The sequence below is a fragment of the Pinirhizobacter soli genome, from assembly GCF_015905305.1.
In the GTDB taxonomy this organism is placed as follows: Bacteria; Pseudomonadota; Gammaproteobacteria; order Xanthomonadales; family Rhodanobacteraceae; genus Pinirhizobacter; species Pinirhizobacter soli.
The window spans coordinates 278,010-294,046 of record NZ_JADZLQ010000002.1 but is presented as its reverse complement, the minus strand read 5'-3'; the positions used below and the strand labels follow the sequence as shown (position 1 = coordinate 294,046).

Below are 16,037 nucleotides of genomic sequence, written 5' to 3'. Positions count from 1 at the left end.
CCGTGTCCCAGCCGCCCGAAACCAACGCCCACGCGAGGGAAGCTGCCGGCGACAACCGCCTGGTGGTGGCCATTTCCTCGCGCGCGCTGTTCGACATGGGAAACAGCCACGAGCTCTTCGAACGCGAGGGGCTGGACGCTTACCGCCAGTTCCAGATCGAAAAGGAAGATGAACTGCTCGAACCTGGCGTGGCCTTTCCGCTGGTACAGAAGCTCCTGGGCCTGAACCGCCTGGCCGGCGACGTGCCGCCGGTGGAAGTGATCCTGCTGTCGCGCAATTCCGGCGACACGGGGCTGCGCATCTTCAACGCGATCCAGCACTACGGGCTGGAAATCAGCCGCGCGGCGTTCACCAGCGGTGCGCCCACTTCCGACTACATCGCGCCGTTCCGCGCCGATCTTTTCCTGTCGGCCAATCCCGAGGACGTCGGCCGCGCGTTGCGCGCGGGTGTTGCCGCCGCCACCATCCTGCCGTCCACTGCGCAGCCGCGTTCGAGCGAGCAATTGCGCATTGCCTTCGACGGCGATGCGGTGATCTTTGGCGACGAAGGTGAACGCGTGTCGCGAGAGGAGGGCATCGAAGCCTTCCACCGCAACGAAAGCGAGCGTTGGGCCGAACCCCTCTCTGGCGGCCCGTTCCGGGGGTTCCTTTCGGCCTTGCACCGGCTGCAGGCGGCCTTTCCGGCGGAGGATTCCCCCATCCGCACGGCGTTGGTCACCGCCCGCTCGGCGCCAGCGCACAAGCGCGTCATCCTTACCCTTCGCAGGTGGGGCGTGCGCATCGACGAGGCGCTGTTCCTGGGTGGACGCGACAAGGGGCCCTTCCTGGAAGCCTTCGGCGCTGACATCTTTTTCGATGATTCCCCGGCCAACGTGGAATCCGCGCGCCGCCACGTAGCCACCGGCCACGTGCCGCACGGTATCTCCAACCCCTAGTTTTTTGCACTGCAACAGGCCGATCACGGGCCCCCCGGTACAATGGCCGCTCCCCGCACGCTGCCGTACCCGGAGTACCCATGAGCACCCAGCCCAAGCATGTTCCCGCCAGTGACGCCCGCGGTGAACGCGCCCCGCTGCGTTTTGTCACCGCGGCGAGCCTGTTCGACGGCCACGACGCGGCGATCAACATCATGCGCCGCATCATCCAGGCGCAGGGCGCCGAGGTGATCCACCTGGGTCATAACCGTTCGGTGGAGGACGTCGTCCGTGCAGCCCTGCAGGAAGACGCCGACGCCATTGCGCTGTCGTCCTACCAGGGCGGCCACGTGGAGTACTTCAAGTACATGGTGGACATGTTGCGCGAACGTGGCGCGGCGCACATCCGCGTGTTCGGCGGTGGCGGTGGCACCATCACTCCTGAGGAAATCCGCGAGCTGCAAGCCTACGGCGTGGAGCGCATCTACCACCCGAACGACGGCATGAAGCTGGGCCTGGTGGAAATGATCGAGGACGTGGTCAAGCGCACCCGTGCCGCGGCCGATGAACGCGCCAACGCGGTGAAGGAACATCCCGCCGAAGCGAAGGTGAGTGACGAGATATCCATCGGCGCCACGCTGACGGCGATCGAAGAGGGCATGTACTCCGAAGGCGAGCTTGCGCGCCTGCGCAAGGAGTGGGAGCTGGCCGGTCGCAAGACCCCGGTACTGGGCCTTACCGGCACCGGTGGCGCGGGTAAATCAAGCGTGGTCGATGAGCTCCTGCTGCGCTTCCTGCACGCCTTCCCCCAGATGCGCATCGCGGTGCTGGCGGTGGACCCCACCCGCCGCCGCAGCGGTGGCGCCCTGCTGGGCGACCGCATCCGGATGAATTCCCTTCGTTCAGAACGCGTGTACATGCGTTCGATGGCCACGCGCCGCCAGCACGCGGCGGTGAACGAGATGCTCCACGATTGCATCAACTTCCTGAAGAGCCAGGCCTACGACCTGGTGATCGTGGAAACCGCCGGCATCGGCCAGAGCGATTCGGAAATCGTCGACCTGGTCGACTTCCCCGTGTATGTGATGACCAGCGAGTACGGCGCGGCCAGCCAGCTGGAGAAGATCGACATGATCGACTTCGCCGAGCTGATCGTGCTGAACAAGTTCGACAAGCGCGGCGCCGAAGACGCCCTGCGTGATGTGCGCAAGCAGTGGAAGCGCAACCGCAATGCCTTCGCCCTGGCCGATGCGGACGTCCCGGTGTATCCGTCCATTGCCAGCCAGTTCAACGATCCAGGCGTTACCTGGATGTTCTCGAACCTGTGCCGCCTGCTGCGAAACAAACTCAGCCTTCCCGCCGATCGCTGGACGCCCACGCTTGACACCACCCTAAAGGAACCGCGCGCCACCGTGCTGATCCCGGGCAATCGCGTGCGCTACCTGGCCGAGATCGCCGAGCAGGGGCGCGGCATCAATGGCTCGATCACCCGCGAGGCCGAGGCCGCCAGCAAGGCGCAGCATTACTTCGAATCGCTCAAGGACATCGGCGAAGAGGAACTCCCCCGCGCGCTGGATCTTTACGACCACGATGCGGTATCGCCCAAGGCTGCGGGTGTCGATCGCAGCATGCTTACCCTTCGCCAGCGCTACAACGAAGCGGTGCGCGAACTCTCGGCCGAGGCCGTGGGCTTGCTGCGCGAATGGCCGGCGCGGTACGCGTCGGTCACGGCGGAATTCAACGAATACCAGGTGCGCGAGAAAGTCATCCGCGTGGAGAACTACCGCACCTCGCTCAGCCACCAGAAGATTCCCAAGGTGTCGCCGCCGAAGTCGAAGGACTGGGGCGAACTGCTGTCGTTCCTGATGCGAGAGAACCTGCCCGGCGGCTATCCGTATACCGGCGGCGTGTTCCCGTATCGCCGTGCGGGCGAAGACCCCACCCGTATGTTCGCCGGCGAAGGCACGCCCGAGCGCACCAACCGCCGCTTCCATTATCTCTCGCTCGACGGCGGCGCGGCGCGTCTTTCCACGGCCTTCGACTCGGTCACCCTGTACGGTGAAGATCCCGCTCCGCGTCCGGACATCTACGGCAAGATCGGCAACTCCGGCGTGTCCATCGCCACGCTTGACGACATGAAGAAGCTGTATTCCGGCTTCGATCTGTCCGCGCCGACCACATCGGTATCCATGACCATCAACGGTCCGGCACCGATCATCCTTGCCATGTTCATGAACACGGCTATCGACCAGAACGTGGAGAAGTACCTTAACGAGGAACCTTCCCGTTGGGATGCGGCCAAGGAGCGTATCGCGCAGCTGTACCCGCAGGGCGGGCGTCCTGAATATTTCGGCGGGTTGCCCCAGGGCAACGATGGCCTCGGCCTGGGCCTGTTGGGTGTGTCGGGCCAGGAAGTGGTGGATGCCGAAAACTATGCGCGAATCAAGGCCTATACGCTGGCCACGGTACGCGGCACGGTGCAGGCGGACATCCTGAAGGAAGACCAGGCGCAGAACACCTGTATCTTCTCCACCGAGTTCGCCCTACGCATGATGGGCGACATCCAGCAGTACTTCGTCGATCACAAGGTGCGGAATTTCTATTCCGTATCGATCTCGGGCTATCACATCGCCGAAGCCGGGGCCAACCCGATCAGCCAGCTGGCCTTTACCCTGTCCAACGGCTTCACCATCGTCGAGTACTACCTCGCCCGTGGCATGAAGGTGGACGACTTCGCCGCCAACCTTTCGTTCTTCTTCTCCAACGGCATGGACCCGGAGTACACCGTGATCGGCCGCGTGGCACGGCGCATCTGGGCCCGCGCCATGCGCGAGCGCTACGGCGCCAGCGCGCGCAGCCAGATGCTGAAGTACCACATCCAGACCTCCGGCCGTTCGCTGCATGCGCAGGAGATCCAGTTCAATGACATCCGCACCACCCTGCAGGCGTTGTACGCGTTGTTCGACAATTGCAATTCGCTGCATACCAATGCCTACGACGAGGCCATCACCACGCCCACGGAAGAAAGCGTGCGCCGCGCCGTGGCGATCCAGCTGATCATCAACCGCGAGCTGGGCCTGAACTTCAATGAGAACCCGTGGCAGGGCAGTTATGTGGTCGATGCATTGACCGATCTGGTCGAAGAGGCCGTCTACAAGGAGTTCGAGGCCATCAGTGAGCGCGGTGGCGTGCTCGGCGCCATGGACACCATGTACCAGCGCGGCAAGATCCAGGAAGAGTCCATGTACTACGAGCAGAAGAAGCACGACGGTTCGCTGCCCCTGATCGGCGTCAACACCTTCCTGCCCAAGGACCACGGCGGCGAGATCGCCACCGAGATCGAGCTGATCCGTTCCACCGAGGGTGAGAAAGGCCAGCAGATCGATAATGTCCATCGCTATGGTAGTGCACGCAACGCGCTGGCCCCGGAAAGCCTGCGCACCCTGCAGGCCACGGCGCGTGACCGCCGCAACGTGTTCGAGCAGCTGATCGACGCGGTGAAATACAACTCACTCGGCCAGATCAGCCACGCGCTGTATGACGTGGGCGGGGAATATAGGAGAAATATGTAATAGGTTAAGATAGAGTTGTGACGAGAGCCTATCTCAAGGGGTGTGTAAATGGATGATGTAGAAGCGCTTTCAACCATTGTTGCGACTTTAAGGGCGCTCGACGACGAGTCGCAAAGGCGCGTTTTGGCTTCAGTTAGTGCCTTCTTAGGAATGCAACATCCAGGTCCTAACCATCCGCTTCAAAGAGTTGAATCGCCGATAATTGCGGTAGCTAATCCCGCCGGCGAATCTAGCTTTTCTACCGACAGGACGATGTCTGCAAAAGATTTTTTGCGGGAGAAGCAGCCGGTAACAGATGTCGAGCGTGTCGCCTGCCTGGCGTACTACCTCACCCATTACAAGGGCACACCTCATTTCAAGACTATAGACATCAGTTCGTTAAATGTTGACGCGGCGCAACCGAAATTTTCTAGCGCCTCAGTTGCGGTGGATAATGCACGCGCTCGCGGACTCTTGGTCCCTTCGACGAAGGGCAACAAGCAGTTGAGCGCGATTGGGGAGAAGTACGTCGAGTTGCTTCCAGATCGAGACGCTGCGAAAGAATCTCTTTCGAATTCCAAAAATAAGCGTCTAGCACGGAAGCCGCGCACGCGACGATCTGCGTAAACAAGGACGCGAACATGCCGCGAAAAACACCGATCTGTCTCGCTCTGTTCAATCACAAGGGGGGCGTAGGTAAAACAACACTTACCGTCAATTTGGCATTTTCGCTGATCGCGAGGAATAAAAAAGTTTTGCTGGTGGATTCTGATCCACAGTGCAACTTGACGTCCTACCTAATTGATCCTGATGTTGTCGATAACCTACTAGATCAATCGGAAACCTCGAAAGGACGCACCATTTGGTCTGCAATACGACCATTGCTAGAAACCGGAAAGCTTGCGGACATACCGCCCATCGAGCGATCTGAACGTCTCTATTTGCTGCCTGGAGACATTCGCCTTTCTGAGTTTGAGGTTTCATTGCAGCAATCTTGGCTTGATTGCTTGCAGCGGAAAGTCCGCGGATTTAACGAAACTTCCGCACTACATTCGCTCGCGCTAAAAGCCGCGGATAGAATTGATGCTGACTACATTCTTTTCGACGTAGGGCCTAACATTGGGCCACTGAATCGCGCAATTCTTCTTGGGTGCGATTACTTCATCGTCCCGGCTGCTTGCGATTTTTTTTCTACAAGGGCGCTTCGCACCTTGGGCCACACAATGGTCAATTGGCTCCGAGACTGGGATATCGTTTCGCGTCTTGCGCCGTCAAGCGTTCCATTGTTACCAGGACGGCCAAAATACCTCGGTTATGTGTTGCAGCGATTCCGAATGTATGGTGGTGAGTTAACCAAGAGCCACAAAGAATACGCTCGAGAATTAGAAAAAAGAAGCTACAGCGACATAGTGTCCGTGCTTCGTGATGCAGACCCATCTTTGGCGATGGGAGCGGTAACTAGCTTCAATCTGGGGCAGATCAAGGATTTCGCAACTCTGGCGATTACCGCCCAAAATCAAGGTCTCCCAATCTTTGCTGTTGATGGCGGGAATGGGGCGTTGATGAATGAAGCGAAGATAGCATTTGCGAAATTTGCAGAAAAAGTCGAGAGCCGAATTGCGGGGTGGGGACCATGAGCGGTCGGCCTATAGCTTTGAATAGGGCGGATCTAAAACTCATTGATTCACTCGTTAATCACTATGTTGAAAACAAGAACCTTGTCGAGGCAATGCTGGAGCAGTTTCGGGTGGCCATCCAAAATTCAGCTGAGCTTCTTGGGCTAGTTCACTCTGTGCGTTGGCGTGTGAAAGACCCGGACCATCTGCGCGACAAGTTGCGACGAAAGATGCTCGAAGCGAAAACTAAGAACAAGAGGTTTTTAATTACACAAGAAAATCTTTTTTCTAAGATTAATGACTTGGCTGGATTTCGGATATTGCATCTCCATCGTCAGCAGATTGTAGAGATAAACCAGCGATTAATTGATCTTTTTAGGGAATTCCGGTATGAGGTTGTCGAGATGCCGAAGGCTCGTACTTGGGATGATGAATATAGGGAGTATTACGAGAAAATAGGGATAAAGTCGATCAAGAGCCCAAAAATGTACACAAGCGTGCACTACGTAATCTCTCCAAATTTGGAGACAAAACTTACGTGCGAGATTCAAGTTCGGACACTGGCTGAGGAGCTTTGGGGCGAAGTGGATCATTCGATCAACTATCCGCATGAATCTCCTCACGAAGTATGTCGAGAGCAAATAAAAGTTTTGGCACGCGTCACTTCAAGTGCTAGTCGACTTGTTGATTCGATTTTCCTTTCTTCAGGAATTCCAGAAGGTGATGCGACGAAGATCTCTTCGCGTTCTAGTAGGAAAGCTAAATAACCGCTTGCAGCGACGCCGGTGCTAACTGCAGTCATCTCGCGCCGCGAGTGTGTTCAAGCAGCTAGTAAGGATTATGAAGTGGGTAGGGAACCTCCTACCTGTTTAAGGGGTCGAAGGGGGATAGTTCGGCAATAAAGGCAGCGTGATGGCACAACGCACCCCGGTGTTTTCCTGGATCCTGGCCGTCATCGCCCTGGTGGCGGTGGGTGCCGGTGGCTACTGGTTCTGGCGCAAGGCGATGGCGCCAGAGCCCACGCCGGTGGCAGCTCTGCCACCGCCCGCGCCAGCATCCTCCACGCCCTCGAGTCCTGTCATTCAACACCCGATCGGCGAGGCAGGCCCGGCGTCACCGTCCTCGGCCCCGCTTCCCCTCTTGAGCGACAGCGATACCCTCGCTGCTGAGGGCCTGTCCGATCTTGCCGGCATCGGCAACCTCGATGGCCTGCTCCTGCGCGAGCAGGTGATCGGCCGTATCGTTGCCACGGTGGATGCGCTGCCGCGCCATTCCCTGGCCACCCGGCTGCTGCCGGTGAAGACGGCCGGCGGGAAATTCCTGGTGTCCAGCGACGGCAACATCGATCCGAAGAACGAAGCCCGCTACGCGCGCTACATGGCCGTGGTCGAACACGTGAACCCTCGTGCGGCCGCGGCCTGGTACGTCCGCTTCTACCCGCTGTTCCAGCAGGCCTATAAGGAACTGGGCTATCCCGACGGTTACTTCAACGACCGCCTCGTATTCGCGATCGACGACATGCTCGCCGCACCGGAGCCGAAAGGACCGATAGCCGTGACGCAGGATCGTGGGCATTACGTCTTCGCCGACCCTCAGCTTCAATCCGCCTCCGTCGGCCAGAAGATCCTGATCCGGCAGGGGCCGGACGGGGAAGCGAAGGTCAAGGCAAAGCTCCGCGAGCTTCGCGACGCGATCACGGCCGCCCGGCCTCGTTGATCCGCAGCCATGGCGTTAGGCCGAAGTCGTCGGACTCTTCTGTAACGACTTCCGTTATATAACGCGATGCGTTATAGTCGGCACCATGATTCGCAGTTTTGCCGACAAGGAAGCGGCAAGCATTTGGGATGGCCGGGCGTCACGACGTCTTCCATCCGGGATCCAGGCGGTTGCCCGGCGAAAACTGCGAATGTTGCATAACGCGGCAAACCTTGACGATCTGCGCATTCCACCAGCCAACCGACTTGAACGCCTTGTCGGCGATCTGGCAGGGCTCTACAGCATACGTATCAACATCCAGTGGCGCATTTGTTTCCGTTGGAGTGATGGCGATGCGTACGACGTAGTCATCGTCGACTATCACTGAGGCTCGGATATGGCACGTCTTCCCAATGTTCATCCCGGCGAGGTTCTGTTCCATGAGTTCCTCGAACCCCTCGCGATCAGCCAGAACGCGCTGGCACGGGCGATGGACGTGCCACCGCGGCGAATCAATGAAATCGTTCTCGGCAAGCGCGGCATCACGGCCGACACGGCCGTTCGACTGGCGCGTGCCCTGGGGAACAGTGAGCAGTTCTGGATCGGCCTTCAGTCAGACTTCGACCTGGAGGAGGCCCACCGTTCGATTGGCAGGGCCATCCATCGCGTCGTATGCCTTACGCTCGGAAGCGGGCGTCACGCGCGGTCGATGCGCCCGGCGTAGCAACCCGGCCCCGCATAGTGGGCATGGATGTAGGCCACGCGGTCGTCGGCCAGCCATTCCTGCACGGTCGGTTCCATGGCGTCGCCCAGCATGACCTTGGCGTCGTGCAGCATGTCCTGCGTGGTGAAGGCACGGAGCGACATCATCCGCTTGCGGAACAGCAGGGGAATCTCGTCGTAGAACGTCGCCGCGGTGGTGGCGCCCTCCAGCACGAACACGGCATGGCGCGAACGGTAGGGCGTATCGGCCGGCTGGTGTTCGTAGTTCACCAGCAGCAATGACTCGCCGGGGCGCGCATCGCGCAGTTCAACGCGATCGGGGAAGCCGCCGGTGGTCCCGGCCACATAGCGAACGGCACGGTGCTCACGCAGGGCCTCGTCGGAAAGGTGGTAGAGGTGGAGGAATGGGGCGGGGTCAAGGCCGGATACGCGGTAGGACATGGAGGCGATGCCTGTGGGGTGGGTGTGCAAAGCATCTCGCCGTGCGGAGGCCCGGCCTATCGGCGGCTTGCGGTCGAATCCGCCGCATCGTGACTTCCGGCCGGTCGACGCGAGCAGCCTGGCGGCGCTAGGATCGCGGCGGAATGAACACTCAAAGGCCACGCATGCGTGATCGCACCCTCCGTGACACGGTGGCTTGCGTGCTCGCCCTGCTGGTGATCGTGGCGCCGTTGGTCCTCCCGCACCTGGACCCCTGGCAACAGGCCGGCACCGGCTGGCATCGCAAGGCGCCCAACGCCTTTACCCTCCGCCTGCTCGATTCAGGCCGGTACGTGGCACGGGGCGATTGCCCCACCTGCGAAGGCAATGCCTCGCAAGGGCAGTGGGAGCGCCATGGCGCCACCATCACCCTGCGCAACGATGCACCGCCACATGCCCATGCGGACTTCATGGAATTCGATTTCCGCGGTTGCCCGCTGCTGGTGGAAGAACGCTACGCCGTATCCGCCGACGACCAGCTGGTAGCCATGGCCTTCGCCCGCGACGACACCGCCTGCCACGGGCTGGGCTAGGCGCCCGGGCGGCTTCAACGGCGTTCCCATGCGGCCTGCGCTGGCCGCAGGTGGGCTAAAATGGCTACTTTGCCGTCAAAGCCAGCCGCCCAGCCATGACCTCGATCAAGCAGGAAGACCTCATCCAGAGCGTTGCCGACGCCCTGCAGTACATTTCCTATTACCACCCGGTGGATTACATCAAGAACCTCGCCGCCGCCTACGAGCGCGAGGAATCGCCGGCAGCCCGGGATGCCATCGCCCAGATCCTGATCAACTCGCGCATGTGCGCCGAAGGCCACCGGCCGATCTGCCAGGACACCGGCATCGTCACGGTGTTCCTGAAGATCGGCATGGACGTGCGCTGGGAAGACGCCACCATGGGCGTGGAAGACATGTGCAACGAGGGCGTGCGCCGCGCCTACAACGACCCGGACAACAAGCTGCGCGCCTCGGTGCTGGCCGATCCCGCCGGCAAGCGCAGCAATACCCGCGACAACACGCCGGCGGTGGTGAACGTGTCGGTGGTGCCAGGCAACAAGCTGGACGTGATCGTCGCCGCCAAGGGCGGTGGCTCGGAGGCGAAATCCAAGTTCGCGATGTTGAACCCGTCCGATTCGATCGTCGACTGGGTGATCAAGACGGTCCCCACCATGGGCGCCGGCTGGTGCCCGCCGGGCATGCTGGGCATCGGCATCGGCGGCACCGCCGAGAAGGCCATGCTGTTGGCCAAGGAAGCGCTGATGGAGCCGATCGACATCACCGACCTGATCGCCCGCGGTGCTTCCAACCGCGCCGAGGAATTGCGCCTGGAGCTCTACGAGAAGGTCAATGCGCTGGGCATCGGCGCCCAGGGCCTGGGTGGCCTCACCACCGTGCTCGACATCAAGGTCAAGGACTATCCTACCCACGCCGCGAACCTGCCTGTGGCGATGATCCCCAATTGCGCGGCGACCCGCCACGCGCATTTCGTACTGGACGGTTCCGGCCCCGTCGCGCTGGATCCGCCGTCGCTCGAAGACTGGCCCAAGCTCACCTACGACGCCTCCAAGGGGCGCCGGGTGAACCTTGACACCGTGACCCGCGAGGAAGTGGCCGCGTGGAAGCCGGGCGAAGTGCTGCTCCTCAACGGCAAGCTGCTTACCGGCCGTGACGCCGCGCACAAGCGCATGGTGGACATGCTCAACCGTGGCGAGACACTGCCGGTGGATTTCACCAATCGCTTCATCTACTACGTGGGACCGGTCGACCCCGTGCGTGATGAAGTGGTCGGCCCCGCTGGCCCCACCACCGCCACGCGCATGGACAAATTCACCCGCCAGATGCTGGAGGCCACGGGCCTGCTGGGGATGGTCGGCAAGGCCGAGCGCGGCCCCGCGGGCATCGAGGCCATCCGCGACAACAAGGCGGTGTACCTGATGGCCGTCGGCGGCGCCGCCTATCTGGTGTCCAAGGCGATCAAGGCCTCGCGTACGGTGGCCTTCGAGGACCTGGGCATGGAGGCGATCTACGAGTTCGACGTGGTCGACATGCCGGTGACGGTGGCCGTGGACAGCACGGGAAGCTCGGTGCACAAGACCGGCCCGCGCGAATGGCAATCGCGCATCGGCAAGATTCCCGTGGTCGTGGAATAAGCAGGCCATGGGTTGTATGATGGTCGTCATCCAAAATGGAGATGGCCGTCATGTCACTGGCTGATGAAATCGGGCCGGGCCTTACTGGCCTTGAACAATTGAAGGCCCTGATGGCGTCTGGCCAGCGGCCAGGCATCGCGATCTCGCTGGACTTCGACCTGGTCGAGGTGGACGAAGGCTTCGCGGTATTCGCCGGCATCCCCGGCGACCACGCCTACAACCCCATCGGCATGATCCACGGTGGCTATGCAGCCACCTTGCTTGATTCATCCTGCGGCTGCGCCGTGCACAGCAAGCTTGCCGCCGACCAGGCGTACACCACGCTGGAACTGAAGGTGGCCTACCACAAGGCCCTCACGCGCGACTCAGGCCGTGTCCGCGCCGAGGGCAGGGTGGTGACCATCGGGCGCCGCGCAGCCTTCGCCGAAGGGCGCCTGGTGGGCGACGACGGCAAGCTGTATGCCTCCGCTACCTCCACCCTGCTGGTGATCCAGCGCTAACCTTCGGTTAGACGTCCACGTTGAACTTCAATCCGAGCACGGTGGCGTTGTCGTTTAGCGACGAGCCGCCGGGATGCTTGATGTACTGCACGTTGGGGCGAAGCATTAGCCAGCCGGTAGGGCGGTAGGTGTAGTAGAGCTCCGCCACGCCTTCGTAGCCGCCCACCGGCGCATGCACGGGCAACAAGCCGTTGAGCTGGCGCTGGCGGCGGATCACGCGGCCGTTCACGTGTGTCGTGCCCACCGCAAAGCCGATGTCGTCCAGCGGCCGGGAGGCGAACGGTGCGCCCCAGCTGCTGCCGATGGAGAGTTGGCGATCGGTCGTGCTGGTACGGCGGTCGGCCTGCGTGGCGTTGAGGAACAACCGCACGTTGGTCGACACCTGCTGTTCGAAGTTCACGTAGGCGCCGTGCGCGCCACGGCGCCGATCAAAGGGCAGGCCGCTCAGCGCCTGCGATTCACCATTGATGTCGGCGTAAACATCATTGTGACGTGACGTGTCATACCAGACGCCGAACTTGTAGCTGCCATCGCGTTCTTCATCGAAGACGGGCTTGATGCCGAATTCCAACGGGATCAGTGCGCCGGTGGTGCCGGCGGGATTGTTTATTTTCAGCGCGTTGCGGTTCTGCAGGTACGCCGGGTTCACCTGGTAAGCACCAACCCTCACATAGGTGCTTGCACCCGCTTTCGCCGTGAGCACCAGTCCCCACTGGCTGACCGGCCAGTTGTACCAGTAGTTGCCTACCAGGTTGCCCGGTTGCGAACCGCAGAAGGTGAGGTTCTGGAATGCACAGTCGAAGGCGGCGAAGTCCTCGCCAACAGTAACCCGACCGAACTTCACCGACAGTGCCTGATCGAAATAAGCCTGGCGGAACCACAGCTGCGTAAGCCGCCAGGTCTGGCCGCGTCCATACACTTCCTGCACCTGCTGCAACACGCCCAGCTGGGTATCGTCGCTCAGGTTACGGCCGGCGCGGTGGGTGATGGCCAGACGGACCTCCGCATCGTGCAGGCCGTAAAGCTTGTTGAGGTCGACATCGGCAAGCAGGCCGAGCTGGCCGCTGATGCGGTTGCGCAGGCGGTCGCCGCCGCTGTAGTTGCGCGCCGCTTCCGCGGTGTAGTTGAACGAGAACGCCACGCCGCGATCGGCCAGGCGCGTGCGCGTGCCGTTCCAGTCACCGGTAAGGGTTTCATCGGCAACGTCGGCCAGGGCCGCGGCGGGGGCGAGCATGGACGCCATGGCCAGGCGGCCGGCGAGCGGAATCAAACGCATGGGTGCTCCTTGCACATGCTGGCGCGCATCCGTTGCGCGTCGAGGGCGGTGTCGCCCGGACAATGAACCGTCGTCCAGAAAGCGCGCCTTGTCCAGCCTGCAAATAGCTGAAAGGAGACTTTTACGACAAATTCGATACGGACCGGATCAAGCGATCCCAAGGACTGCATGGAGCCGGCGGATCACCTCCGTCTGGGGAGGGTGATCCGCCGCTTGCAAAAAGTGCTTTAGCCCTGGTCGCTCGACGACTTCTTGTCCTGCCACTTCTGGCGCATCTTTTCCCGCATGGCCTGCCACTGCTGGCGCTGCGCATCGGTGAGCACGGCATCGATCTGCGACTGCGACGACTTCATCAGGTCGCGCGTCTTCTGGCGCTGGGCCATCGGGTCGGCGCTGCTGTCGGACTTCAGCGCGGCGAACTGCTGTTGCCGCTGCTGCAGGATTGCGGCGATCTTGTTCGACTGATCCGGTGTCAGGTTCAGCATCTTTGTCAGGCGCTGGGCCTGGTGCTCGGGATCAGGCTGGCGGTGGCCCTGCATGGCGCCGGCAGGCTGCGCAGCATCCGGCGTGTCCTGGGCGATGGCGGCGCCCGACACGCCGAAGGCGATCAGCAGGCTGGCGACGAGGGGGAGGGTCTTGGACATGGTTTGCTCTCCGGTAGTGGTGGGAGATCAAACGCGTGCACGCCGGGCGCGTTGACACGGCCCATGCATGCATCATGCTTTTGCGAAAACGTATTTATTCGCCGGTCGGCTTACCCGGGGCGGTTTTTCGCGCCGCGAGGATGTGGCGCACATAGCCGGACCAGACGACGAACACCACGCCGCACACGACCGCGACGGCGGCAATGATGTTGAAGCTGTCGGCGCTGCCGAGCGACGCCTGCTGCACGCGCAGGAGCCAGTCGAGCGAGAACCCCATCCGCCGTGCGGTATCCACCACCGGCGACAACCAGGCCATCCAAGCCAAGGCCGTCACGGCGAAGAAAAGGATGCCGCCAAGCGTCACTTTTCGTGCAATTGCGTCCGTGCCGTGCAGGCGTCGCGCGACGATTTCCCGGCAGGCGTGCGGGCGCGCCGCATGGATGGGGAGTTCGGTGCCTTGGCGGTGTTGATGGGATCGATGCATGCCGCCGGTGATGCAACGAACGGGCCAGCGTGACCGCTGGCCCGTTTCCCATTAATTACTGGTTACGGGAAGGTCCACATGGCTGTCGCCGAAGATGCGCTGAGTGGCCTTTTTGTAGTCGCCGGGCTTGGCGAAGAAGATGTTGTCCACGTAGGTCTGCGGGTTGCGGTCGTACAGCGGGAACCAGCTGGACTGCACCTGCACCATCAGGCGGTGGCCTGGCAGGAACACGTGGTCGGTGGTGGGCAGCTCGAAGCTGTAATCCAGCGGCGCGCCGGCCTTGATGGGCTTGGCCACGGTGAACCCCTCGCGGTAGCGGCCGCGCAGGATGTCACCGGCGATCATCAACTGGTAGCCGCCCATCGCCGCGTCCATCGGTTCCATGTCCGGATAGACGTCGATCAGCTTGACCACCCAGTCGCTGTCCGTGCCGGTGGTGCTGGCGCGCAGGTGTACCACGGGCTGGCCACGGATCACCAGCGGCTGGGTGAGTACGTCGGATGTCCAGGAAACCACGTCAGGGCGGCCTGAGGCCTCGCGCTGGTCATCCACCAGCCATTCGGACCAGGTTTGCCCCGGGTCGTAACCCACCGGCTGGATCGGCCGGGCGCGGAAGGGCACGGGCTTGGCTGGATCGGAAACGTATTCCTGGTAGGCCTCGCCCGAGGGCCTGGCGAAGCCGAGCTTGCCGTCGCCACCTAAGTAAAGCGCCCGAGCCTGCGTTGCCACCGGCCACTGGCGGAAAGTGCGCCACACGTTGCTGCCGGTTTCATAGGCTGTGACCGGTGCCACCGGGTTGGCCGGCGCGTCATCCTTCAGGTAATGCGCCAGGAACGGACGCAGGATCTTCTGGCGGAAGTACAGGCCCGTGTCCGAACCGAACTGCACCGCGCCAAGCGAACTGGCGTTCTCGATCTCCTGGCCGTGGTGCCAGGGACCCATCACCAGGAACACCTTGTCGTTGCCGGTGTCCTTGGGCTTGATCGCCTTGTACACGGCGATCGCGCCATAGATGTCTTCCTGGTCCCATAGCGAGTGCACCAGCATGGTGGGCACCTTCAGCGGCTGGCCCGCCAGCACCTTGTCCACCGCCTGGTCGCTCCAGAAGCTGTCGTAGGCGGGATGGGCAACGAGCTTTTGCCAGAAGCCGACCTGCTCCAGGCCATAGCGGCGCGCCATCTCGCCGGTGGCACCGGCACGCAGGTACAGGTCGTACTCGTCGTGCACGGAGGAACTGAACTTGATCTCGTTCTTGCGGCTGGCCGTCTGTTCAAGGATGTACGGCAGGTTCTGCGCGCGGAAGGCGCCGTTGTGGAACCAGTCGTCACCCATCCAGCCATCGACCATCGGGTTCATCGGCACGGCAACCTTCAGCGCCGGATGCGGATTCACCAGCGACATCAGCGGCTCGAAGCCATCGTAGGAAATACCGATGGTGCCCACGCGTCCATTGGACTCGGGGATGTTCTTCACCAGATAGTCGATGGTGTCGTAGGTGTCGGTTGATTCATCGATCGGCGTGGGGTTCTGCGGGCCGTGCAGCGGCCGGTTCATCACGTAGTCGCCTTCCGAACCGTACTTGCCGCGGATGTCCTGGACCACGCGGATGTAGCCGTCCTGGACGATCACATCGGGCGCATTGTCGTAGCCGTTCAAGGTGGCGCCGAGGTTGCCGGTATGGCCATGGGTGGTCAGTTCATCGGCGTCGTAGGGCGTGCGGGTAAGCAGGATGCCGGCGTGGTGGGCGCCCTTGGGCACCAGGATCACCGTATGCAGCTTGACTCCATCGCGCATGGGGATCATCACCTCGCGCCGTTCGTAGTCGAAGCCCTCGCTGCTCTGCTTGAACGTGGCGGGGGTTTCCGAAGGGTAGTTCGGGTATTGCGGCGCGGTGGCCTCCTGGGCCACGGCGGCACTGGACAGGGCAAGGGCGATGAGCGCGGCAAGGCGCCACGAAAAACGCGAGGTGCGAAGCATGTGATGGAACCCCTATCGACGGTTTGACCCA

At 61.8% G+C, this 16,037-nt stretch carries 16 protein-coding genes; 11 read left to right on the top strand and 5 right to left on the bottom strand.

Features of this window, described 5'->3' with window-relative positions; translation table 11 throughout:
- Positions 1-2 precede the first annotated feature (2 nt).
- From NDK18_RS11155 to NDK18_RS11120, 8 genes are all read left to right on the top strand, one after another.
- Complete coding sequence (locus NDK18_RS11155; RefSeq protein WP_250623608.1) at positions 3-935, top strand: 5'-nucleotidase; 933 nt, start codon at positions 3-5, stop codon at positions 933-935.
- A gap of 80 nt (positions 936-1,015) precedes the next feature.
- Positions 1,016-4,486 carry a methylmalonyl-CoA mutase family protein gene (locus tag NDK18_RS11150; protein WP_250627823.1) on the top strand — a complete coding sequence of 1,157 codons (3,471 nt, stop codon included), beginning with the start codon at positions 1,016-1,018 and terminating at the stop codon, positions 4,484-4,486.
- Positions 4,487-4,534: 48 nt separating this feature from the next.
- On the top strand, positions 4,535-5,092 hold the full coding sequence (locus tag NDK18_RS11145; RefSeq protein ID WP_250627822.1) for a hypothetical protein: 558 nt from the start codon (positions 4,535-4,537) through the stop codon (positions 5,090-5,092).
- A gap of 14 nt (positions 5,093-5,106) precedes the next feature.
- A complete protein-coding gene (locus NDK18_RS11140; RefSeq protein ID WP_250627821.1) occupies positions 5,107-6,102 on the top strand; it encodes a ParA family protein in 996 nt (331 codons plus the stop codon).
- Positions 6,099-6,848 (top strand): RelA/SpoT domain-containing protein, encoded by a 750-nt coding sequence (locus NDK18_RS11135; RefSeq protein ID WP_250627820.1) that lies wholly within the window; start codon positions 6,099-6,101, stop codon positions 6,846-6,848. The genes NDK18_RS11140 and NDK18_RS11135 overlap by 4 nt, the downstream gene beginning before the upstream one ends.
- Before the next feature lie 145 nt (positions 6,849-6,993).
- Positions 6,994-7,797, top strand: a complete 804-nt coding sequence (locus NDK18_RS11130; protein ID WP_250627819.1) for a DUF3014 domain-containing protein — start codon at positions 6,994-6,996, stop codon at positions 7,795-7,797.
- 85 nt (positions 7,798-7,882) lie between these two features.
- Positions 7,883-8,164 (top strand): type II toxin-antitoxin system RelE/ParE family toxin, encoded by a 282-nt coding sequence (locus NDK18_RS11125; RefSeq protein ID WP_250627818.1) that lies wholly within the window; start codon positions 7,883-7,885, stop codon positions 8,162-8,164.
- 9 nt (positions 8,165-8,173) lie between these two features.
- A complete protein-coding gene (locus tag NDK18_RS11120) occupies positions 8,174-8,500 on the top strand; it encodes a HigA family addiction module antitoxin (RefSeq protein WP_250627817.1) in 327 nt (108 codons plus the stop codon).
- On the opposite strand, the gene NDK18_RS11115 is transcribed toward NDK18_RS11120, so the two are convergent.
- A complete protein-coding gene (locus NDK18_RS11115; RefSeq protein WP_250627816.1) occupies positions 8,473-8,940 on the bottom strand; it encodes a DUF1203 domain-containing protein in 468 nt (155 codons plus the stop codon). The two genes, NDK18_RS11120 and NDK18_RS11115, sit on opposite strands and share 28 nt — an antisense overlap.
- Before the next feature lie 164 nt (positions 8,941-9,104).
- Here NDK18_RS11115 and NDK18_RS11110 point away from each other — a divergent pair, with 164 nt between their 5' ends.
- The 3 genes from NDK18_RS11110 (at position 9,105) to NDK18_RS11100 (ending at position 11,625) form a co-directional block, all read left to right on the top strand.
- The gene (locus NDK18_RS11110) at positions 9,105-9,512 is read left to right on the top strand and encodes a hypothetical protein (RefSeq protein WP_250627815.1); all 408 of its coding nucleotides are present in this window, start codon (positions 9,105-9,107) and stop codon (positions 9,510-9,512) included.
- Between the two features lie 95 nt (positions 9,513-9,607).
- Positions 9,608-11,125 (top strand): fumarate hydratase, encoded by a 1,518-nt coding sequence (locus NDK18_RS11105; protein WP_250627814.1) that lies wholly within the window; start codon positions 9,608-9,610, stop codon positions 11,123-11,125.
- A gap of 50 nt (positions 11,126-11,175) precedes the next feature.
- Positions 11,176-11,625 (top strand): PaaI family thioesterase, encoded by a 450-nt coding sequence (locus NDK18_RS11100; RefSeq protein WP_250627813.1) that lies wholly within the window; start codon positions 11,176-11,178, stop codon positions 11,623-11,625.
- 7 nt (positions 11,626-11,632) lie between these two features.
- Here the strand turns inward: NDK18_RS11100 and NDK18_RS11095 are convergent, their stop codons facing one another.
- The 4 genes from NDK18_RS11095 to NDK18_RS11080 all read right to left on the bottom strand — a co-directional run bounded on the left by NDK18_RS11095 (position 11,633) and on the right by NDK18_RS11080 (position 16,006).
- Positions 11,633-12,901, bottom strand: coding sequence for a carbohydrate porin (locus tag NDK18_RS11095; protein WP_250627812.1), 1,269 nt, complete (start codon positions 12,899-12,901; stop codon positions 11,633-11,635).
- Between the two features lie 227 nt (positions 12,902-13,128).
- Positions 13,129-13,545 carry a hypothetical protein gene (locus NDK18_RS11090; protein ID WP_250623600.1) on the bottom strand — a complete coding sequence of 139 codons (417 nt, stop codon included), beginning with the start codon at positions 13,543-13,545 and terminating at the stop codon, positions 13,129-13,131.
- A 94-nt stretch (positions 13,546-13,639) separates the two neighbouring features.
- Positions 13,640-14,029: a hypothetical protein gene (locus NDK18_RS11085; protein WP_250623599.1), complete on the bottom strand. Its 390-nt coding sequence runs from the start codon at positions 14,027-14,029 to the stop codon at positions 13,640-13,642.
- 51 nt (positions 14,030-14,080) lie between these two features.
- Complete coding sequence (locus NDK18_RS11080; protein WP_250623598.1) at positions 14,081-16,006, bottom strand: CocE/NonD family hydrolase; 1,926 nt, start codon at positions 16,004-16,006, stop codon at positions 14,081-14,083.
- Positions 16,007-16,037: the final 31 nt, after the last annotated feature.